The sequence below is a fragment of the Luteibacter sp. KNZ12-1A genome (assembly GCF_056755675.1).
Map to the genome: position 1 here is coordinate 1 of NZ_JBPGXU010000070.1, position 20,749 is coordinate 20,749.

Here is a 20,749-nt window from a genome sequence, read left to right on the forward strand (position 1 = left end):
AGATGTGTATAAGAGACAGGGCCTGTCGTTCCGTTACAAGCTCGAAGGCGCCGATGGCGCCGTGCAAGATGCCGGTAACCGGCACGAGGCGCTGTACACCGACCTGGCGCCGGGCCGGTACAGCTTCTGGGCCGAGGCGTCCTATGACGGCCTGCACTGGAGCCGGTCGACACCTTTCGCGGTGACGGTGACGCCGCGCCTCGTCGAGCGCACGCCATTCAAGGTGTTCTGCCTGCTTGTCGCGGCGGGACTGGTGTGGCTCGCCCACCGCTGGCGCGTGGGCCTGCTGACGCAACGGTTGCGACTGCGTCTCGACGAACGCCACGGCGAGCGCGAGCGCATCGCGCGCGAACTGCACGACACGCTGTTGCAAGGCGTACAGGGCCTCATCCTCAAGTTCCAGGCCTTCGTCGACGGCCTGTCGAAGGAGGACACGGCGCGCGCCACGCTGGAGCACACCATCGATCGCGCCGAGGCGCTGCTGGTCGAAGGACGCGACCGGGTGAAGGGGCTACGCAGCCACGCTTCCGAGGAAGGCTCGCTCGAAGACCGCATCGCCAGCCTGGCCGACGACGATGTCGGCATCCCCGTGTACTTCGGCGTGCAGTACGGCAGCCGGCGGCGCCCGGTCAATCCCGTGGTGATCGACGAGGTCTACAGCATCGTGCGAGAGGCCGTGATCAACGCCATGCAGCACAGCCACGCGCAGTCCATCCGCATCATGATGGAGCATGCGCGACGATCGTTGAAGGTATGGGTGAGCGACGACGGCGACGGCTTCGCGGCGATGCCGGATACGCACGAAGGCGGCGACGGCCACTTCGGCCTGGTGGGCATGCGCGAACGTGCGCGACGCATGGGCGGCAAACTGAAGGTGCAGTCGGCGCCACAGCGCGGAACGCTCGTCACGGTGAGCATCCCGGCGCGGGTGGCGTACGCCGGTAACGGACGCCCGGGGCCTACTTGACCGGCTGGGTCTGCAATACCGGCGCGTCGCCGATCACATCGGTGCCTTGCGGCGGCACGAAGTTGAACGTATCCGCCGGCAAGGCCGCGTTACGCTGCCAACCGGCGAACTGGATCGTCGTGGTGTTGCCCAGCTGGTCCTTGAACACCATGCGTGCCAGGCCGCCGGCGTCGAAACCCAGGTCCGCGTAGTCGAACTGCGGGTCCTTCCCCGTGGACTGCAGGCGCAGCCACTGCAGGCCATCCTGCTCGCCCTTCTCGGTCACCTTGAAGTCCTTGTCCATCTGCGACAGGTCGGTCAGCACGGTGAGCGGGCTTTGCGCTTCCTCGCTGCTCTGCTTGCGCACCGTGACCTGTTCGAGGTCCGGGTCGTACAGCCATACGCGGCTGCCGTCGGCGACGATCGTCTGCTTGTATGGCGCGGTGGTTTCCCAGCGGAACTGGCGCGGTGACTGCAAGGCCATGGTGCCCGTGCTGGTCTTGCCCGGATCGCCGTTGGCGTTGGCCATGGTCTGGCTGAAACGCCCGGTCAGCGAGTGCATGCCCTTGGCGAAGGCATCCAGGCGTTCGCGCGCGGGGCCGGCGGCGAAGGTCGGCAGGCTGAGGAGGGACAGCGTCGCGGCGAGCAGCAGGCGTTTCATGGCGTGGTTTCCGTGGGTGGCGACGCGATTGTCAGCGATCGGTTTCGAATAGCGACTTAAGCATGTCGATGGCCTCGCCCGGAGTGATCTCCCCGGCCTCCATCTTCTCGCTGATATCGGCGATGGCCTTGCCGTCGCGATGCCAGAACGGCGCATCGCGGGTGGCCGTGTGCACCGGGCGGGCTTCCTGGCCCAGCACGGCGATCTCGGCGATCTCCGGCTGCTCGGCGAAGATGACTTCCAGGGCGTCGTCCACCCCGGCAGTATGGCCTTGCGGGTAGTCGCGGGTGACGAAGCAGGCGCGGCCGTCGTCGCCACGCAGTTCCAGCCCGGGGATGGACGGGTTGAGTTCGAAGATGCCCTCGACCTCGTCCAGCACCTCGGCCGTGGGCACGAGGTCGCCGGTGACGAGCAGGCCCCAGGGGCGCTGGCGAAGCGCGCCCGGCTTGATGGCGTTCATGCGGAATCAGTCCTTCGGAGGCGGCGGTGCGAGCACTTCACGGTTGCCGTTGTGCTGCGGCGCGCTGACGATGCCGTCCTGCTCCATCTGTTCGACGAGGCGGGCGGCGCGGTTGTAGCCGATGCGCAGGTGGCGCTGCACGCCGGAGATCGAGGCGCGGCGCGTTTCGGTGACCACGCGCACCGCGCGGTCGTAGAGGGCGTTGTCGCTGTCGCTGTCGCCCTCCGCGTCCTGCGGCAGGCCGGAGTCGTTGATGATCTTGCCGTCGGAGGTCGACTGCACTTCCTCGAGCACGCCGTCGATGTAGTTCGGCGTGCCCTGCGCGCGCAGCCATTCCACCACGTTGTGCACCTCGTGGTCGTCCACGAAGGCGCCGTGCACGCGTTCCGGCGTGGCCGTGCCCGGCGGCAGGTAGAGCATGTCGCCGTGGCCCAGCAGGGCTTCCGCGCCGGACTGGTCGAGGATGGTCCGCGAATCGATCTTCGAGGACACCTGGAAGGCGATGCGCGTGGGAATGTTCGCCTTGATCAGGCCGGTGATGACGTCGACCGAGGGACGCTGCGTGGCGAGGATCAGGTGCACGCCCGCCGCGCGCGCCTTCTGCGCCAGGCGTGCGATCAGTTCCTCGACCTTCTTGCCGACGATCATCATCATGTCGGCGAATTCGTCGATGATGATGACGATGTGTGGCAGCGGCTGCAGCGGTTCGGCCACCATGCCCGGCATGTCCGGGTTGGCGCGGAACAGCGGATCGAGCAGCGGCTGGCCGCTGTTCTCGGCGTCCTTCACCTTCTTGTTGAAACCGCCGAGGTTGCGCACGCCGACCGCGGCCATGAGCTTGTAGCGGCGCTCCATCTCGGCGACGCACCAGCGCAGCGCGTTGGCCGCTTCCTTCATATCGGTGACGACCGGCGCCAACAGGTGCGGGATACCCTCGTAGACCGAGAGTTCCAGCATCTTCGGATCGATCATGATCATCCGGACGTCCTTGGGGCTGGACTTGTACAGCAAGCTCAGCACCATGGCGTTCACCGCCACCGACTTGCCCGAACCGGTGGTACCGGCCACGAGCAGGTGGGGCATCTTGGCCAGGTCGGTGACCACGGCCTTGCCGCCGATGTCCTTGCCCAGGGCCAGCGCCAGTGGCGACTTCACCTGGTCGTAGCGTTCCGAACGCAGGATCTCGGACAGGTAGACGATCTGTTTCTTGGTGTTCGGGATTTCCAGGCCGATGACGTTCTTGCCCGGGATGACGTCGACCACGCGCACGCTGACCACGGAAAGGCCGCGCGCGATGTCCTTGTCGAGGCTGGAGACCTGGCTGCCGCGCACGCCGGCGGCGGGCTCCAGTTCGAAACGGGTGATGACCGGGCCGGGATACACCCCGACCACGCGGGCGTCGACGCGGAAATCCTTGAGTTTCAGCTCCACCTGGCGCGAGAGCACCTCGAGGGTTTCCTCGGAGTAGCCCGGGCCCTGCGGCGGCGCTTCGTCCAGCAGCGACAGCGGCGGGATCTCGCCGTCCATCGATGCGCCGGTGAACAGCGGAATCTGGTTCTCCCGGGTGGCGCGCTCGCTCTTGACCACCATCGGCGTCGGCGTCTCGATGCGCACGGGCTCGCGCCTGGCCTGCTTCACCGCGTCGGCCTTCTTGACCACCTCGCGCTCGGCACGGGCCGAACGGGCGGCCATCACGTCGGGCGCGCGGCGCAGCTTGCCGCCGAACCAGCCGGCGACACGCATGACGATCTCGCCGGTGCTGTCCATCACCCGGAACCACGACAAGCCGGTGGCGAGGGTCACGGCGATGAGGCACACCGCCAGCAGCAGCAAGGGCGCGCCCTTGTCGCCGAAGGCGTTGTGCAGGCCATGTCCCACCCACTTGCCGACGATGCCGCCGGGGCCTTCCGGCAGCACGGTGGCGTCCACGTTGAGATAGACCAGCGCGGGCGCGGTGATGAAGAAGAAGACGAAGCCGATGAGCCGCAGCGACGGCTCCCAGGGCTGCACGTTGCGCTCGCCGCGATGGCGGATCACCTGGATGCCCAGCGCGAGGAGCAACAACGGAAAACCGTACGACACCAGGCCGAAGATGTACCTGAGCAGGTTGGCGATGTTCGCTCCGACCGCGCCACCGAAATTGGTGGCGCGCTCGGCGACGCCCATATGGCCCCAGCTAGGGTCCTGGTCGTTGTAGCTGAGCAGGCAGACGAGAAGGTAAAGGGCGAGCGGGACCAGGAGCAGTGCCCCGGCTTCGCGCAGGCGGCGCTTGAGCTCGTCGCTCAAGCCCTCCCGCTGGGCCTTGACCTGCGCCTTGGCCTGCTTCTTTACGACTTTCGCGCTACGCGCCACTAACCAACGACCTCGCTCCCGGTGTCCGGCATCATGCCACGCCCTGGAGGGCGGGGTGCACGATCTTGCCGTTCTCGATGTTGATGCCCGCGGCCAGCGGGGCGTAGTCGCGCCAGCCGTTGCCGGCGGCCAGGCGCTGCACGTACGGCAGGATGGCGGCCGAGATGGCGGTGGACGAGGTCTGCGGCACGGCGCCCGGCATGTTGGTCACGCAGAAGTGCGTCACGCCGTGGACGTCGTAGGTGGGCTCCTTCCAGGTGGTCGGACGCGAGGTCTCGAAGCAGCCGCCCTGGTCGATCGAGATGTCGACGAGCACCGAGCCCTTCTCCATCGTCTTGACCATGTCCTCGGTGACCACGCGCGGCGCCTTGGCGCTGGGAATCAGCACGGCGCCAACGACGATGTCGGCATGGCGCACTTCCTCGGCCACCGACGACTCGTAGGCGTACAGGGCGGTGACGTTCGGGCCCAGGGCCATCATCTCGGCCATGCGGTCCGGACGCTTGTCGAACACGACCACGTTGGCGCCCGCCGAGGCGGCTAGCGCCGCGGCGTTGCCGCCGGCCGCGCCCGCGCCCAGCACCACGACCTTGCCGCGCGGCGTGGAAGCCATGCCGCCCAGCAGCTTGCCCTTGCCGCCGTTGGGCTGGTGCAGGAGCGTGGTGCCGATCTGGGTGGCGATGCGGCCGGCGATGACCGACATCGGCAGCAGCAGCGGCAGCGCGCCGTTCTCGTCCACGGACTCGAAGGCGACGCCGGTCAGGCCGATGTCCAGCAGGCTGCGGGTGAGCGCCGGCTCGGCGGCCAGGTGCAGGTAGCAGAACAGCAGGTGGTGCTTCTTCAGCAGCTTGAGGTCGCCCTCGATCGGTTCCTTGACCTTGACGATCAGCTCGCCCTTCTCATAGACGGCGGCGGCGTCGGGCAGCACGGTGACGCCCAGCGCGGCGTAGTCGGCATCGGCGTAGCCGCTCTTGCTGCCGGCACCGGCCTGGATGAATACCTCGTGGCCGCGACGGACGAGGTCGGCGGCGGCGGCGGGAATGAGGGCCACGCGGCCTTCGAGGGTCTTGGTTTCGGAGGGGATACCGATGCGCATCGTATGGAGGATCCTGAATGAGCTGACTAAAGTCGGACAGAATAAGCAAATGTCTTGAATCGCACCCCCGTGTTCCCCATTCTTCCGGGTCGACAACGCGACTCGCGGACCTCGATACGGCTTGAGCATCCTGCCGCAAGAGGCGAGCGGTACGACTGAAACACGCTGCAGTAAACCTCAAGGATTATACATGAGCACCCCCAAGCACAGCCGCCTGCTGATCCTCGGCTCCGGCCCCGCCGGCTACACGGCTGCGGTCTACGCCGCCCGGGCCAACCTGAAGCCGACGATGATCACCGGCCTGCAGCAAGGCGGCCAGCTGATGACCACCACCGAGGTGGACAACTGGCCGGGTGACGAAAAGGGTGTCCAGGGTCCGGAACTGATGCGCCGCATGGCCGAGCACGCCGAGCGCTTCGAGACCGAGATGGTCTTCGACCACATCCACAGCGTCGACCTGGGCAACCGCCCCTTCCGCCTCAAGGGCGACAGCGGCGAGTACACCGCCGACGCGCTGATCATCACCACCGGCGCCACCGCCAAGTACCTGGGCATCGCCTCGGAAGAGAAGTTCAAGGGCCGCGGCGTCTCCGCCTGCGCCACCTGCGACGGCTTCTTCTTCCGCGACCAGGACGTGGTCGTGGTCGGCGGCGGCAACACGGCCGTGGAAGAGGCCCTGTACCTCGCCAACATCGCCCGCAAGGTCTACCTGGTCCACCGCCGCGACAAGCTGCGCGCCGAAAAGATCATGCAGGACAAGGTGTTCGAGAAAGCCGCCGCCGGCAAGATCGAGTTGCTCTGGAACCACCAGATCGACGAGATCCTGGGCGACGACTCCGGCGTGAACGGTGTCCGCGTGAAGGACGTCAACACCGGCGCCAAGCGCGACCTCGATGTCCAGGGCTTCTTCGTGGCCATCGGCCATACCCCGGCCACGGGCATCTTCGAGGGCCAGCTCGAGATGAAGGACGGCTACATCCAGATCCAGTCCGGCCTGCACGGCATGGCCACGGCCACCTCGGTGCCGGGCGTGTTCGCCGCCGGCGATGTCGCCGACCACGTCTACCGCCAGGCCATCACCTCGGCGGGCTTTGGCTGCATGGCCGCGCTGGACGCCGAACGCTGGCTCGACCAGCAGCACCTGCTGGCCTGACCGGCATCGCCCCGCGCACCCCGCGCGGGGCCTCCCGCCGCATGTACGAGATCCGCTTCCTCGACGGCCTCGGCGGCATTCCAGCCGCCGACTGGGACGCGCTCGTGCCCGACGGCAACCCCTTCGTCTCGCATGCCTTCCTCAGCGGCATGGAGGCCAAGGGCTGCCTGCGCGAGGACTACGGCTGGCGGCCCTACCACCTGGGCATCTTCGAGCAAGGCCGGCTCGTGGCCGCCGCCCCGACCTACCTCAAGGGCAACTCGCACGGCGAGTTCGTCTTCGACTGGAGCTGGGCCTCGGCGTGGGAACGCGCCGGTGGAAACTACTACCCGAAGCTGCTCGTCGCCTCGCCCTACTCGCCCGTGCCCGGCCCGCGTCTGCTCGTACGCGATGGCCTGGACGCCGAGGTGCTGCGCAACCAGCTCACCGCCGCGCTGGTGGACGAAGCCGATCGCCTCGGGCTCTCGTCGATCCACGCCAACTTCCTCGCCGATGCCGATCTCGACGCGTTCGACGACCGCTGGCTGGCGCGCGCCGACTACCAGTTCCACTGGCACAACCGTGGCTATGCCGATTTCGACGACTTCCTCGGCGCGCTGACCTCCAAGAAACGCAAGAACATACGCCAGGAACGCGCGCACGCGCACGCGTCGGGGCTCACCCTGGAGATGCGTGGCGGCGACGAGTTCAGCGATGCCGAGTGGCGGCAGATCCACGCGCTCTACGAACTCACCTTCGACATGAAGGGCAACCACGCGGCACTCACCGCGCGGTTCTTTCAATACCTGGGCCGCAGCCTCGGTTCCAATGTGCAGGTGGCGCTCGCGCGCGACACGCACGACATCGTCGCCATGGCGTTGTTCCTGCGTGGTGGCGATGCGCTTTACGGGCGCTATTGGGGCGCCAGCGTCGAGGTATCCGGCCTGCATTTCGAACTCTGTTACTACCGCGGCATCGACTACGCCATCCGCCACGGCATCGAACGTTTCGAGCCCGGGGCGCAGGGCGAGCACAAGCTCGCGCGTGGCTTCCTGCCCACGCTCACGCACTCGCGCCACTACATCGCCCATGAAGGCTTCCGCCGCGCGGTCGCCGATGCGCTGGTACACGAAGCCAGCCATCGTGAAGCGTATCGCGAGGAACTGATGGCGCATTCGCCCTACGCCACCCGATGATCCAGCTGCCGCAACTGCATCGCACGCGCCTGGGCCTGTTCCCCGACCCGGAGGCCGCGCTGACCGATCCGAATGGCTTGCTGGCCTGGGGCGGCGACCTGTCGCCCGACCGGCTGCTCGCCGCGTACAGCCAGGGCATCTTCCCCTGGTTCAACGCGGACGAACCCATCCTCTGGTGGTCGCCCGATCCGCGCTGCGTGTTCCGTACCGACGGCGTGCATGTCAGCCGCAGCTTGCGCAAGCAATTGCGCCAGTCCAAATGGCGCGTGACCGCCGACACCTCGTTCAGCCGCGTGATGCGCGCCTGCGCGGCGCCGCGCGATGGCCAGCCCGGCACCTGGATCGGCGACGACATGATCGCCGCCTACGAGGAACTGCACCGGCGCGGACATGCGCACAGCGTGGAAGTGTGGGACCGGGGCTCGTTGGTCGGCGGCATCTATGGCGTGGCGGTGGGCCGGTTGTTCTGTGGCGAGTCGATGTTCAGCGCACGCACCGGCGGATCGAAAGTGGCCCTCGCGGCGCTATGCAACCTGTTGCACGACTGGGGCTTTCCCCTGCTGGATGCGCAGGTCACCAACGACCACCTGTTGAGCATGGGCGCGATCGAAATCCCCCGCCGCGAGTTCGTGGTGCAAGCGCGGATGCTGTCGGCGCTGCCGGGCGTTCCCGGGCCGTGGATCAAGCACCCCATCGCCCTGCCCTGAAAGAGCATCGCCGACAGGGTCGGCTCCCACCAAGCTTCCGCGGGAGCCGCTCACTGTGGGAGCCACTTCATTGTGGGAGCCGCTTCAGCGGCGATGGGTGCTTGCCTTAACCTGGCCCGCTGCCGCGGGATCGCCGCTGACGCGGCTCCCACAGAATCACCTCGCCCTATGCCCGCTCATCTCCGCACCGGCATTCCTGGGCAGCAACGCACACACCGGCGCGGCCACCAGCGATACGAAGGTCACCACCAGGAAGGCTACGCTGAAGTCCGGCAGTTGCGCGTCCTCCCGCCCATGCCACGCCACCGAGGCATGCAGCGCCGCCGACGCCACGCAGATACCCAGCGACAGCATCAACTGCTGGAACGTCGTGTAGAAACTCGTCGCGCTGGAAAAACGCTCGCTCGGCACGTCCGCATAAGCCACGGTGTTGTACGCGCTGAACTGTAACGACTGGAAGAAGCCGCTCAGCAACAGCACCGCATAAATCGTCCACAGCGGCCAATCCGGACGGAACGCCGCGCACAGCGCGACGCACAGCATCGACAGCACGCCGTTCCACACCAGCGTGCTGCGAAAGCCCCACATGCGCAGCACGGGCGCGGCCGTCGCCTTCATTAACATCGCGCCCAGGGCCGATACGAAGGTGACCACGCCGCTGTGCGCCGCCGAGAGTCCGAAGCCCAACTGCATCATCAAGGGCAGCAGGAAAGGCACCGAACCGGCGGTGATGCGCGTCAGCGACCCCGCCACCACGGACAGCCGGAACGTGGTGAAGCGCATCAGCGAGAGGTCGAGGATGGGGTGCTCCACACGGCGCGAATGCCACACATAAAGGGTTCCGACGAGCAGCCCGCCGGCGATCAGGCCGGTCGATCCATACAGCGAGGTCACCCCATGGCTGACCATCTCGAGCCCGAACACCAGGCACGACAGCGACACACCGGACAACACGAAGCCGAGCCGGTCGAAGCGGACCTTGTCCGGCAGGCGCACGTCGGGGATGTATTTCGTGGCCAGCCACATGCCGGCGAGGCCGATGGGCACGTTGATGTAGAAGATCCAGCGCCACGACGCCCAGGTGACGATGAAGCCGCCCAGCGGCGGCCCCACCACCGGCCCGATCAGCGCGGGCACCAGCAGCCATGACATGGCGGAGACGAGTTCGGATTTAGGCACGGAACGGAGCAGCACCAGGCGCCCCACGGGCACCATCATGGCGCCGCCGATGCCTTGCAACAGGCGCGAAAGCACCAGGAGCGTGAGGTTGCCTGATACCCCGCAGAGGATGGAGCCGAGGGTGAACAACGCGATGGCCGTGCGGAAGACGTTGCGCGAACCGTAGCGGTCGGCGATCGCCCCGCTGGCGGGAATGAACACGGCGAGGCTGAGCATGTACGACGTGAGCGCCACGCTCATGTGCAATGGCGATACCTCGAACGATTCCGCCATGGCCGGCAAGGCCGTGGCGAGGATCGTGCCGTCCAGTTGCTCCATGAACATCGCGCTGGCGATGATCAGGGCCACGGTGCGGAAGCCTGGGGCGGGAGTCATCCGGAAAGCGGCGGCGGGGGAGCGCATAGTTTGCGCCCGCAAGCTTCAAAGGTCGAGATGCCGCTCGCTGCGGAACACACGCTCGGTGCCGGTCAGGGGGTCGATGAAGCGGAGTTCGCGGGCCAGCAGGCGTAGCGGTTCCGTGAAACCGGCGGCCTCCTCGCGCAACACCGGATAAAGCGGATCGCCCACGATGGGCGCGCCCAGCGCGGCCATGTGCACGCGCAGCTGGTGCTTTCGTCCCGTGACCGGTTGCAGGCGATATAGCCATTGATGCTCGCGCCGCTCGATCACGTCGATGCGGGTGCGCGCGTTCGGGGTGCCGGCGACTTCCCGCATGCGAAAGAAAGGCTCACCGCGTTCGAGGCGACTCTCGTGGACGAAAGGGAACGCATCGGCGCTGCCGCCGGGCATCGGTGCGGCGACGGCTTCGTAGGTTTTCTCGATGGCGCGGTCGCGGAACAGCCGAGTATAGGCATCGCGGCTGGAAGGTCGGGCCGAGAACACCACCAGGCCCGCCGTGGCCCGATCGAGGCGGTGCAAGGCCACGAGATCGGGATTGTCGAGGCGGCGCACCAGGCGGACCGAGAGGGTCTCTTCCACGAAGCGTCCCACCGGCATCACCGGCAGGAAATGCGGCTTGTCCACGACTACGAGGTCGTCGTCGATATGGAGGACGGTTTCCTCGAACGGAATGCGGGGTTCGTCCGCCACTTCCCTTCGATAGGTGACGACGGCGCCGGGACGATAGGGAGCCAGCCGATGCACCTCGACGCCGTCCGCGGTGACGGCACCGCGCTCCATGCGCTCGATCCAGGCCTCGCGGTCGATGGCGGGGAATCGCTCGCAGAGGTAGTCCACGATCGAGGCCCAGCCCCCGGGAGGGAGAACGATGCGGCTGCTGTGCTGATGCGGGTCCATGGCGGCATTGTAGAAGCATATACTCCCGCCATCGTCCCACCCCCAGCATCGGAGCTCCCCCGTGATCGGCCGGTTCTTCAGGAAGTGGTTCGGCGGCGCCAGAGGGCGTGCCGCCATCGCGCAGGATCGCCCCCCTCCGTTGCAGTCCTTGCCGTCGGCCACGATCGACGGCGCGGCGCCACCCGGCGCACTCGCCGCGGATGACGTCGAAGACCGCTTCTACCGACTCGTCTTCGCCATCGGCCCGTCGCGCGACCCCGGCTTGTCGCCGGCCGAACAAACGGTGCTACGACACGTGCGCGAGACCTTCGGCGGCGAACGCTTCGACGTCGGCACCCTGCCCCGCCTGCCGGCCGTCGTGCCGCAGCTGATGCGCTCGTTGCGCAACGACGATGCCGACAGCCGCACGCTCGCCGAGCAGATCGCCCGCGACACCGTGCTGGTGGGCGAGATCATCCGCGTGGCCAACAGCGCGTACTTCCGCACGGCACGACCGGTCACCAGCCTGCCCCAGGCCATCACCCTGCTCGGCCAGGACGGCCTGCGCCGCGTGGTGATGCAGATGGTGATGCGGCCGATCCTGCGCAGCGACGAAAGCGTGGCCAGCCAGCAGGCTGGCGAGCGCCTCTGGGAGCACGCCGAGCGTTGCGCCCGCGCGTGCATCTTCCTTGGCCGCGGGGCGTGCGATTCCTTCGAGGCGTTCCTCGCCGGGCTCGTCAGCCAGACCGGCGCGCAAGCGATCCTTCGCGAGGTGGAGCGCCTGCCGGATGCGGCGTCGATCGCCTTCAGCCGCCCCTTCGTGGCGGCACTCGCGCAGCAGGTGGAACGGCTTTCACTGCACGCCGCGCGGCACTGGAATTTCCCTTTGCGCGTGGTCCAGGCCCTGGCCGAGCGCGCCGATCCCACCGACGCCGGGGCGCGCACGCCGCTGGGGCGCGCACTGCTGGCCGCCAGCCGGGTGGCGATGCTCGACGTGCTGGCCGAGCATGGTGCCGCCGAGGCGGATGCCGTCTTGCTGGCGACACCGGCCCAGGGTTTCAGCCAGGAGCTGTTGCTCGCCGCACGCGACGACCTGCACGCCTCGATGACGGCCGATGCCTGATCTCACAGCTACGGCCTGATTTGCGGGAACGCGCGCAACATTCACCACGTGATTTCGGCAGACGCCCCCGCAAGTGCCCCCCTGCCAGACAGCACGCAGATGACGCCCGTCTAACCAGCCGCTTCCATTTCGCGAATTCTCACGAACAGGCAACGCGACCCCATCTAGAGTGCGTACCCTCAAGGGTTTCAGGCGCGACCACCCGGTGCCCCCGAAACAGGGTGAAAGATCGACTGTTTGATCCAGGGAAACGTCGTCAATCGTCCAAGGAGGACAGCCATGTCAACGCCACTCGCAAACCGTCCGGTTTATGGATCCCGTTTCACCCTCGTCCTTGTCACCGTGCTGTTCGGCATGGCCCTTTTCGTGTCTGCCCCATCGAAAGCGCACGACAATCACGAATCCGTCGCCTGTATCGCGGGCATGCACAATGCGACATGGTCACCGGGCGTGACCAATTCGGTCGCTCTCCACACCGTAACGGCGGACACCACCTGGACCTGTCAACGGCAAGGCGTGCCCTCGAGCGACGTCACCACCAGCGCAACGTCCCACGCGACGTTCTCGACCGCGTTTTCCTGCGACGGCATCTTCTCGACGGAACCCACGACGTGGCCCATCGTTTGGTCGGACGACCGTTGGCCCAATACCAGCACCTTCGTATTCGTCGCCAAGGCCGCGCCATCCAACGGGAACATGATCGTTTCCGCCGATGGTAAGATCGTCAGCGGACGTTACAAAGGCCAGGATGCATTGGCGCAATTCACGTTGGCCAACCTCGCGGCCACGCTCAGCAACCAATGCGCGACGCCAACGGGCATCACGAGCGTCAGTGGCAACGCCTCGCTATCGATCTCCCGGTAACGCCCCGATTTCCTGCCTGGCCCGGCGAATCGAATCGCCGGGCCAGTCGCCTCAGCGCCGGACAGACGTCGCGGGCACATCCGCCCACAACCGCTGCGCCAATTGAGCAGAAGCGCCATCGAGCAGCTTCGGTACCAGCACATCGAGATGCGGCGTGGCCGGATCGATCGGCAGCGACTGACGGATGCGGTACACCTTCGAAACAGCAGGGCCACGTGCCACGATCCTGCAATTCACCACCAATTCCATGTTCGCCAACGGCGCTTCGCCCTCCTTCGTCACGACCGTGGCCGTGGTCGCTTCGAGCCCGCGGCAATTGATGATCAGGTCGGTGATGTATTTCGGTTGCAGCGCGCTACGCAGCCGTGCCTGCACCACCGAAGCGATATCCGGCGAAATCTGCACCTTGGCGGACGCGTCCAGCCCCGTCACCGTCACGACGGCGTCGCCCCGATTGTCGACGGTCAGCCACGGCGAACCCGGGCTTGCGGATACCACGCTGTTCATATCGCTTTCGATCATCGTCTTGCCGCCACAACCGGACAGCACCATGACCGCGACAGCGGCCAGTACCTTCTTGATCACCTTCAATTCCCCAGAACCCCCGAAACAACCTCTCAATGTAACCGCGGAGGCGGGATTGGACAATCGTCACAAATGTGAAGAGGGTCGCAGTTCGATCACGTAACGCCATCGCGACCGGGTATCATCGCGTTTTACAGCCCTTGGCAGGGACACGAAGAACGATGTTTTCGGCGCGACACTCCGCAGCCGCCGGCACGGACGCACTGGCACGGCTCAGTTGGCATGATTTCGAGCACTTGCTCGCCGAGCACTACCGAGACCAGGGCTGGCGGGTGGAATACCACGCGCCGCCGACGTCCCTGAAGCACCTGGGTAGCAGCCTCGACCTGCGCCTGCATCGCGGCAACGAAACGGTGATCGTGCAGTGCAAGCACTGGGACGCCGAGGAAGTGCAACTGGCGGAAGTGAACGAGCTGCTCAGCACCATGCTGAACGAGGCGGCCACGCGCTGCGTGCTGGTCACGCGGGGACGCTTCAGCGCCGAGGCGCGCGCGGTGCCGCGACGCCAGCCGCGCCTGCAACTGGTCGATGGCGACGTATTGCGCGTCATGCTCAGACTCCCCGGTCACCTGAACGCCCCGGCGCCCGGTATCGCCTTGCCCACGGTCGCCGCTCGCAGCGCCGCGGCGAAACGTCGACGCTCCGACGGCGCGCATTCCCGCTTGCTTCCGATCCTGCTCATCGTCGGCATCGCGCTATTGATCGGCATCTTCGTGTGGCGCGCCATGACGCCGCGCCACGAAGGCATCGTGCCCATGCCATCCGACGACAACACGATGGCGACGCCACCCCTTGCCCCTCCGGCACCGCCCGTCGTCGCGGCCTCCACCGCGAAGATGCGGGTCGATACCGCGCCCGTTGAACCACCGCTGTCGCGCGAACTGGCTGAACGTGCGCGCCTGAATGAATCGTCCCATGCCACGCGCGATGCGCATCGGCCGCCGGAAGACGCGATAAAAGTGCTGGAAAAGAACACCCGTGAGGTGGGCTCGGCCGAATAAGCGGCTTTGCATGTCGCCAGGCGTCGGCGTATATGTCTGGCGTGGACAATGATCGCTCGTTTGCCCGCGTCTCCCACATGGAAGTGGAATCGCCATACAAGGAAGTACGACGATGCCGACCCTTTGCCGTCCCGCGATCGCCGTTCCCGAGCACATCGTCACTCTGGACGATACGCTTCGCCTGGCTGGTAGCCTTCACGCGGGCCACGGCCAACTTCCCCTCGTACTGCGACTGATCCGCAATACCCAGGTCGCGGAACGCCACCTCGTGCAGCCGGTCGAGCAGACGCTCCGGCATCCCGGTTTCGAGGCACGCAATGCGGTCTATGTGCGCGAGGCCAAGGCGCGCATTCCCGATGTCGTCGAACGCGCCCTGGCCCATGCGAGGCTGGGGCCGGATCGCATCGATGCCATCGTGTTCGTGTCGTGCACGGGTTTCACGATGCCATCGCTCATCCCATGGATGATCAATGAGCTCGGCTTTCGCAGTGACACCCGGCAATTGCCGATCGCCCAGATGGGTTGTGCCGCTGGCGGCGCAGCCATCAACCGCGCACACGACTTCTGCCTGGCCCACCGGGGTTCGCACGTGCTTGTCGTCGCCTGCGAATTCTGCTCGCTCTGCTACCAACCCACCGACCTCGATGTTGGCAACCTGCTCTCCAATGGCTTGTTCGGCGACGCCGTCGCCGCCGCGGTGGTGCGCGGCGACCGCGCCGCGGGCTTCCGCCTGTCCGGCAACGGATCGCGCCTGGTGCGCGACACGGAGGACTGGATCTCGTATGCGGTCAAGTCCACGGGGTTCCACTTCCGGCTGGACCGGCGCGTGCCGGGAACCATGGAGCAGCTTGCGCCAGAGCTGCGCTCGGTCGCCGCCGATTTCGGCTGGGACGCGAGCGCCCTGGACTTCTACATCATTCATGCCGGCGGACCACGGATCCTCGACGATCTTTCGCATCATCTCGGCGTGGCACCGGCGATGTTCCGCCACAGCCGCGCCACGTTGAGCGAATACGGCAACATCGCATCGGCTGTCGTGCTTGACGCATTACGCCGGCTCTTCGAGGAAGGCGGCGCATTTCACGGTGCCCGCGGCCTCATCGCCGGCTTCGGCCCCGGTATAACAGCCGAGATCACCATCGGCACATGGAGTCGGCATCCAACCCATACGGCGCCGGAACCCGCCTTTTCCACGAGCAAGGAAGCCATCACATGACCCTGCACCAGAACACCTCCGACCGATTTCGCCTCGGTGGCGACCTATGGGTCAACCGTCTCGGCTACGGGGCGATGCACCTCACCGGATACGGCATGTGGGGTCCACCTCCCGACAAGCGAAATGCCATCCAGGTGCTGCGTCATGCCGTGCACGAGCTCGGCATCAATTTCATCGACACGGCCGACTCCTATGGTCCTGGGGACAACGAGGAAATCATCCGCAAGGCGCTTCATCCCTACCCCGACGACCTGGTGATCTGCACCAAGGGCGGCATGTTGAGGTCGGGCAAGCTCGACTGGATCCACGATGCGCCCGGTGCGCCTTATATCGAGCCCCTGGGCGATCCCCGGTACCTGCGCCAGCAAGTGGAACTCAGCTTGCGCCGGCTGCGCGTGGACTGCATCGCGCTCTACCAGTTGCACAGCATCGACCCGAAGGTACCCCTCGCGGACACACTCGGTGAGCTGGTCCGACTGCAGGAACAGGGAAAGATCCGCCACCTCGGCCTGTCGAACCAGCCCGGCGTGAGCATCGCTCAATTGAAGGAAGCGCAGGAGACCGCGCGAATCGTCGCGATCGAGAACCTCTACAACCTTGCCGACCGCGCCGACGACGATGTGCTGACATATGCCACGGAAAACCACATCGCCTTCATTCCATGGTTCCCGCTCGGCCACGGTGGCCTGGTCGGCCCGGACAGCGCGTTGGCAGCGATCGCCGCGCAGTGGAAGATCACGCCCTCGCAACTGGCGCTCGCATGGTTGCTGCACCGGTCGGAGGCGATCCTGCTGATTCCCGGCACCACGTCCGTCCCACATCTGACGGAGAACGCAGGCGCCTCGCGTGTCCGGCTCAACCCGGCCGAGGTACGGTCCATCGCCGAAGCGGTCGACCGCGCAGGCCTGCCCAGTTGGCGCCCCGTGCGCGATGCACAGGTTTCAAGAGCGTAAGCACCTGTCGATGTCCACACCACACCCCAATGCTGCCGCTCTTGCCGCGATCTATGCCGACCTGTGCCGCATCGAGTGGTACGCGGATGACGATATCGTCCTGCATACCGCTCAACGCGAAACCGGCAGCGGCCCTGCCACGATCCGCGGCAAGGCGGCCGTGACCGAGAAAATGCGTGCCCTGCGCGCCCAGAGTGGCGATACGTTGGATATGCACGTGGAATGCATTGTCGCCAACGACTATTTCGGGGCCGTCCTCGGGAAGATTCTTGTCCACCGCGACAACCGCGCGTTCACCATGCCCTTCTGTGGCCTGTGGCGATTCCGCGAAGGCCGCATCGTGGAGCATTGGGAAAACGCGTACGACATAGCCGCGCTCGACGCTTTCATGTCCGGGATCCCACAAGCGACGCCCGATTCTTTCACGCCGGAACAATCTCTCCCCTTCTAAGCTGAAAGGAGACCCCGTCGCCTGGAAGCCCCCATGACCGAGACGCTCTCGCCCGACCTTCTGCGCCGCATGCACGCGTACTGGCGTGCCGCCAACTACCTGTCCGTCGGACAGATCTACCTCCGCGACAATCCCTTGCTGGAAAAACCGCTGGGCAAGGAACACATCAAGCATCGCCTGCTCGGGCACTGGGGCACGACCACCGGCCTCAACTTCATCTATACCCACCTGAACCGCGCGATCGTCGAGCGCGACCTCGACATGATCTACGTGATCGGCCCGGGCCACGGCGGCCCTGGCCTCGTCGCGCATACCTACCTCGAAGGTTCCTACACCGAGGTGTATCCGCATATCGACCGCAGCGCGGCGGGCATGCGCGAGCTGTTCCGGCAGTTCTCCTGGCCTTACGGCATCCCCAGCCATGTCGCGCCGGAAACGCCCGGTTCGATCCACGAGGGCGGCGAGCTGGGCTACTCGCTCTCGCACGCGTTCGGCGCGGCCTTCGACAACCCCGACCTGGTCGTGGCGTGCATCGTCGGCGACGGCGAAGCGGAAACCGGTGCACTGGCCACGAGCTGGCATTCCAACAAGTTCCTCAACCCGGCACGCGACGGCGCCGTGCTGCCCATCCTCCACCTCAACGGTTTCAAGATCGCCAATCCCACGGTGCTGGCGCGCATCGAGCCCGAGGAATTGCGCGACCTCATGCGTGGCTACGGGTACGAACCGCACTTCGTCGAGGGGCACGAATTCGAGCCCATGCACCAGGCTTTCGCGACCGCGCTGGATCGTTGCCTCGACGAGATCCGCCGCATCCAGGACGAGGCGCGCGCCGGCGGCGCGGACACGGCGAAGCGTCCGCGCTGGCCGATGATCGTGCTGCGCAGCCCGAAAGGTTGGACCGGGCCCAAGGAAGTCGATGGCAAGCCGGTGGAAGGCACGTGGCGTTCGCACCAGGTGCCGATCTCCAAGTTCGAAACCGAAGGCCACGTCCGCATCCTGGAAGACTGGATGAAGAGCTACCGGCCCGAGGAATTGTTCGACGAGCGCGGGCGCTTCCGCGAAGAGTTCGCGTCGTTGGCGCCGACCGGTCGCCGCCGCATGGGCATGAACCCGCATGCCAACGGCGGCTTGTTGCTCAAGCCGCTGCATATGCCGCACTTCCGCGAGTTCGCCGAACAGGTGAAGACGCCCGGCGACCACAAAGCCGAAGCCACGCGCGTGCTCGGCCGGTTCCTGCGCGAGGTGATGCGCCAGAACATGCAGACGTTCCGTTTGTTCGGCCCGGACGAATCGGCGTCGAACCGCCTGGAGGCCGTCTACGAAGCCAGCGGCAAGACGTGGCTCGCCGAGACGGAAGTCGTCGACGAAGATCTCTCGCCATCCGGCCGCGTCATGGAGGTACTGAGCGAACATCAGTGCCAGGGCTGGCTGGAGGGCTACCTGCTGACGGGACGGCATGGCTTCTTCTCGTGCTACGAAGCCTTTATCCACATCATCGACTCGATGTTCAACCAGCATGCGAAGTGGTTGAAGGTCACCCGCACGATGGCGTGGCGGCCACCGATCGCCTCGCTCAACTACCTGCTGAGTTCGCATGTGTGGCACCAGGACCACAACGGTTTCTCGCACCAGGACCCGGGCTTCATCGACCATGTCGCCAACAAGAAGTCCGAGATCGTGCGGATCTATCTGCCGCCGGATGCCAACTGCCTGCTCTCGGTCACCGACCATTGCCTGCGCAGCCGTCATTACGTCAACGTGATCATCGCGGGCAAGCAGCCCGACTGGCAGTGGCTGGACATGAAGAGCGCGGTACGCCATTGCACGGCCGGCGCCGGCATATGGGAATGGGCCGGCCGCGGTGGCGACGATCCCGATGTGGTGATGGCCTGCGCGGGCGACGCGCCGACGGTGGAGGTACTGGCCGCGGTGATGCTGCTCCGCGAATACGTGCCCGACATTCGCATCCGCGTGGTCAACGTGGTCGACCTGATGTCGCTGGAGACCCCCGACGAGCATCCGCACGGCATGGACGACGACCAGTTCGACGACCTGTTCACGCGCGACAAGCCGGTGATCTTCGCCTTCCACGGCTACCCGGGCATCGTGCACCGGCTGACCTATCGCCGGCACAACCACGACAACATCCACGTACGTGGGTACAAGGAAGAAGGCACGACCACCACGGCGCTCGACATGATGGTGCTGAACAACATGGATCGCTTCCAGCTCGCCCTCGATGCGATCAACCGCATTCCGCGCCTGGAAAATCAGCGCGAGAAGGCGACGCAGCGATACTGGGCGGACATCGAGCGGCACAAGCTCTACGTCAGCGAGCACGGCCAGGACCTGCCCGACGTGCGCGATTGGCAATGGAAGGCCGAGGAAACCGCATGAGCAGCGTGGGCCACGTACTGGCCCTCAATACAGGCTCGTCGTCGCTGAAGTACGGGTTGTACCGTGTGTCCGGGGAGACCTGCGAGGCCTTGTTGGCCGAACAGACGGACGCACCGGGCGGCGATGCCGATCCCGTGGCGGCGATCCTCGACACCTTGAAACAGCGCGGCCTGCCGATGCCCGATGCGGTGGGCCATCGCATCGTCCACGGTGGCCCGAATATCCGCGACCACGCGCGGATCGACGATGCGTTGATGGCGCATCTGGAAGAAGCGAAGGCGTTCGCGCCGCTGCACGTGCCCGCCGCCGTGGAGATGGTGAAGCGCGCTGCCCGCGCGTTTCCAGATGCGCTGCAAGTGGCCTGTTTCGACACGGCCTTCCACGCGTCCATGCCGGCGGTGGCGAAGGCCCTGCCCTTGCCGGCGGACCTGCGCGAAGGCGGTATCGAGCGCTACGGCTTCCATGGCCTGTCGTACGAGTCGATCGTGCGCCAGCTGGGCGACGCGATTCCGCCGCGTGTCGTCATCGCGCACCTGGGGAACGGCGCGAGCCTGTGCGCCGTGAGCGAAGGGAGGTCGGTGGATACGACGATGGGCCTGACGCCGACGGGAGGCATCGTGATGGGCACGCGTCCCGGCGACCTGGACCCGGGTGTGTTGCTCTACCTCATGAGGGAGCGCGGTTACGACGCGAATCGGCTGGAGCGGCTCGTCGACCGTGAGTCCGGCCTGAAGGGACTGTCCGGTGGCACGAGCGACATGCGCAAGCTGCATGCGATGGACAACGCGGCGTCGAAGCTGGCGCAGGATGTCTTCGTGCACGTGGCACGCAAGCATGTCGCGGCGATGGCGGCTTCGCTAGGCGGCATCGACCTGCTGGTGTTCACCGGGGGGATCGGCGAGAACGACGGCGTGACGCGCGAGGCGATCGTGGCGGGGTTGCGCTGGATGGGTGGGTTCGAGGTGCGCGTGATGGCGACGGAAGAGGACGAGCAGATCGCGAGGCATACCTGGCGCCTCGCTTCGTAGCTATCGCCGCTTAAGCGGCTTCCCACCCCATCTAAGCAGCGACGTGTAGAAGCCGCAGTAGAAGCCGCATATGTGGGAGCCGCATATGTAGAAGCGGCATGTGTGGGAGCCGCTTAAGCGGCGA

The 20,749-nt window shown here is 66.2% G+C and carries 19 protein-coding genes; 12 read left to right on the forward strand and 7 right to left on the reverse strand.

What is annotated here, in order from left to right; genetic code table 11:
- Positions 1-967 (forward strand): ATP-binding protein (locus ACR9ZJ_RS13680; protein ID WP_481288051.1); only part of this gene is annotated, 967 nt, incomplete at its 5' end.
- Here ACR9ZJ_RS13680 and lolA read toward each other — a convergent pair.
- The 4 genes from lolA to ACR9ZJ_RS13700 are packed head-to-tail and all read right to left on the reverse strand — an operon-like array spanning position 960 to position 5,515.
- Positions 960-1,607 carry an outer membrane lipoprotein periplasmic chaperone LolA gene (lolA, locus tag ACR9ZJ_RS13685; protein WP_481280531.1) on the reverse strand — a complete coding sequence of 216 codons (648 nt, stop codon included), beginning with the start codon at positions 1,605-1,607 and terminating at the stop codon, positions 960-962. The genes ACR9ZJ_RS13680 and lolA overlap by 8 nt on opposite strands.
- A gap of 31 nt (positions 1,608-1,638) precedes the next feature.
- Positions 1,639-2,067, reverse strand: coding sequence for a hypothetical protein (locus ACR9ZJ_RS13690; RefSeq protein WP_481280532.1), 429 nt, complete (start codon positions 2,065-2,067; stop codon positions 1,639-1,641).
- A gap of 6 nt (positions 2,068-2,073) precedes the next feature.
- Positions 2,074-4,419, reverse strand: a complete 2,346-nt coding sequence (locus ACR9ZJ_RS13695) for a DNA translocase FtsK (RefSeq protein ID WP_481288052.1) — start codon at positions 4,417-4,419, stop codon at positions 2,074-2,076.
- 31 nt (positions 4,420-4,450) lie between these two features.
- Complete coding sequence (locus ACR9ZJ_RS13700) at positions 4,451-5,515, reverse strand: alanine dehydrogenase (RefSeq protein ID WP_481280534.1); 1,065 nt, start codon at positions 5,513-5,515, stop codon at positions 4,451-4,453.
- Between the two features lie 190 nt (positions 5,516-5,705).
- Here ACR9ZJ_RS13700 and trxB point away from each other — a divergent pair, with 190 nt between their 5' ends.
- The 3 genes from trxB to aat are packed head-to-tail and all read left to right on the forward strand — an operon-like array spanning position 5,706 to position 8,550.
- Positions 5,706-6,668, forward strand: a complete 963-nt coding sequence (gene trxB / locus ACR9ZJ_RS13705) for a thioredoxin-disulfide reductase (protein WP_371022844.1) — start codon at positions 5,706-5,708, stop codon at positions 6,666-6,668.
- Positions 6,669-6,709: 41 nt separating this feature from the next.
- Complete coding sequence (locus ACR9ZJ_RS13710) at positions 6,710-7,843, forward strand: GNAT family N-acetyltransferase (protein WP_481288053.1); 1,134 nt, start codon at positions 6,710-6,712, stop codon at positions 7,841-7,843.
- Positions 7,840-8,550, forward strand: coding sequence for a leucyl/phenylalanyl-tRNA--protein transferase (gene aat, locus ACR9ZJ_RS13715; protein WP_481288054.1), 711 nt, complete (start codon positions 7,840-7,842; stop codon positions 8,548-8,550). The genes ACR9ZJ_RS13710 and aat overlap by 4 nt, the downstream gene beginning before the upstream one ends.
- Positions 8,551-8,706: 156 nt before the next feature.
- On the opposite strand, the gene ACR9ZJ_RS13720 is transcribed toward aat, so the two are convergent.
- On the reverse strand, positions 8,707-10,131 hold the full coding sequence (locus ACR9ZJ_RS13720; protein WP_481280538.1) for an MFS transporter: 1,425 nt from the start codon (positions 10,129-10,131) through the stop codon (positions 8,707-8,709).
- Positions 10,132-10,149: 18 nt separating this feature from the next.
- Positions 10,150-11,025, reverse strand: a complete 876-nt coding sequence (locus ACR9ZJ_RS13725; protein ID WP_481288055.1) for a pseudouridine synthase — start codon at positions 11,023-11,025, stop codon at positions 10,150-10,152.
- Between the two features lie 61 nt (positions 11,026-11,086).
- Between ACR9ZJ_RS13725 and ACR9ZJ_RS13730 the strand changes: the two genes are divergently transcribed.
- Both ACR9ZJ_RS13730 and ACR9ZJ_RS13735 read left to right on the forward strand, forming a co-directional pair.
- The gene (locus ACR9ZJ_RS13730; RefSeq protein ID WP_481288056.1) at positions 11,087-12,127 is read left to right on the forward strand and encodes an HDOD domain-containing protein; all 1,041 of its coding nucleotides are present in this window, start codon (positions 11,087-11,089) and stop codon (positions 12,125-12,127) included.
- A 279-nt stretch (positions 12,128-12,406) separates the two neighbouring features.
- Positions 12,407-12,991 (forward strand): hypothetical protein, encoded by a 585-nt coding sequence (locus ACR9ZJ_RS13735; RefSeq protein WP_481288057.1) that lies wholly within the window; start codon positions 12,407-12,409, stop codon positions 12,989-12,991.
- Between the two features lie 51 nt (positions 12,992-13,042).
- Here the strand turns inward: ACR9ZJ_RS13735 and ACR9ZJ_RS13740 are convergent, their stop codons facing one another.
- Complete coding sequence (locus ACR9ZJ_RS13740; RefSeq protein WP_481288058.1) at positions 13,043-13,543, reverse strand: hypothetical protein; 501 nt, start codon at positions 13,541-13,543, stop codon at positions 13,043-13,045.
- A 194-nt stretch (positions 13,544-13,737) separates the two neighbouring features.
- Here ACR9ZJ_RS13740 and ACR9ZJ_RS13745 point away from each other — a divergent pair, with 194 nt between their 5' ends.
- The 6 genes from ACR9ZJ_RS13745 (at position 13,738) to ACR9ZJ_RS13770 (ending at position 20,625) form a co-directional block, all read left to right on the forward strand.
- Complete coding sequence (locus ACR9ZJ_RS13745; RefSeq protein WP_481288059.1) at positions 13,738-14,577, forward strand: restriction endonuclease; 840 nt, start codon at positions 13,738-13,740, stop codon at positions 14,575-14,577.
- A gap of 112 nt (positions 14,578-14,689) precedes the next feature.
- Entirely contained in the window at positions 14,690-15,793 is a 1,104-nt protein-coding gene (locus tag ACR9ZJ_RS13750) for a type III polyketide synthase (protein WP_481288060.1), read from the forward strand.
- Positions 15,790-16,746, forward strand: coding sequence for an aldo/keto reductase (locus ACR9ZJ_RS13755; RefSeq protein WP_481288061.1), 957 nt, complete (start codon positions 15,790-15,792; stop codon positions 16,744-16,746). Before ACR9ZJ_RS13750 ends, ACR9ZJ_RS13755 begins: the two co-directional genes overlap by 4 nt.
- Entirely contained in the window at positions 16,724-17,197 is a 474-nt protein-coding gene (locus tag ACR9ZJ_RS13760; protein WP_481288062.1) for a nuclear transport factor 2 family protein, read from the forward strand. Before ACR9ZJ_RS13755 ends, ACR9ZJ_RS13760 begins: the two co-directional genes overlap by 23 nt.
- Positions 17,198-17,230: 33 nt before the next feature.
- Positions 17,231-19,597, forward strand: a complete 2,367-nt coding sequence (locus ACR9ZJ_RS13765) for a phosphoketolase family protein (RefSeq protein ID WP_481288063.1) — start codon at positions 17,231-17,233, stop codon at positions 19,595-19,597.
- Positions 19,594-20,625, forward strand: coding sequence for an acetate/propionate family kinase (locus ACR9ZJ_RS13770; protein WP_481288064.1), 1,032 nt, complete (start codon positions 19,594-19,596; stop codon positions 20,623-20,625). The genes ACR9ZJ_RS13765 and ACR9ZJ_RS13770 overlap by 4 nt, the downstream gene beginning before the upstream one ends.
- Positions 20,626-20,749: the final 124 nt, after the last annotated feature.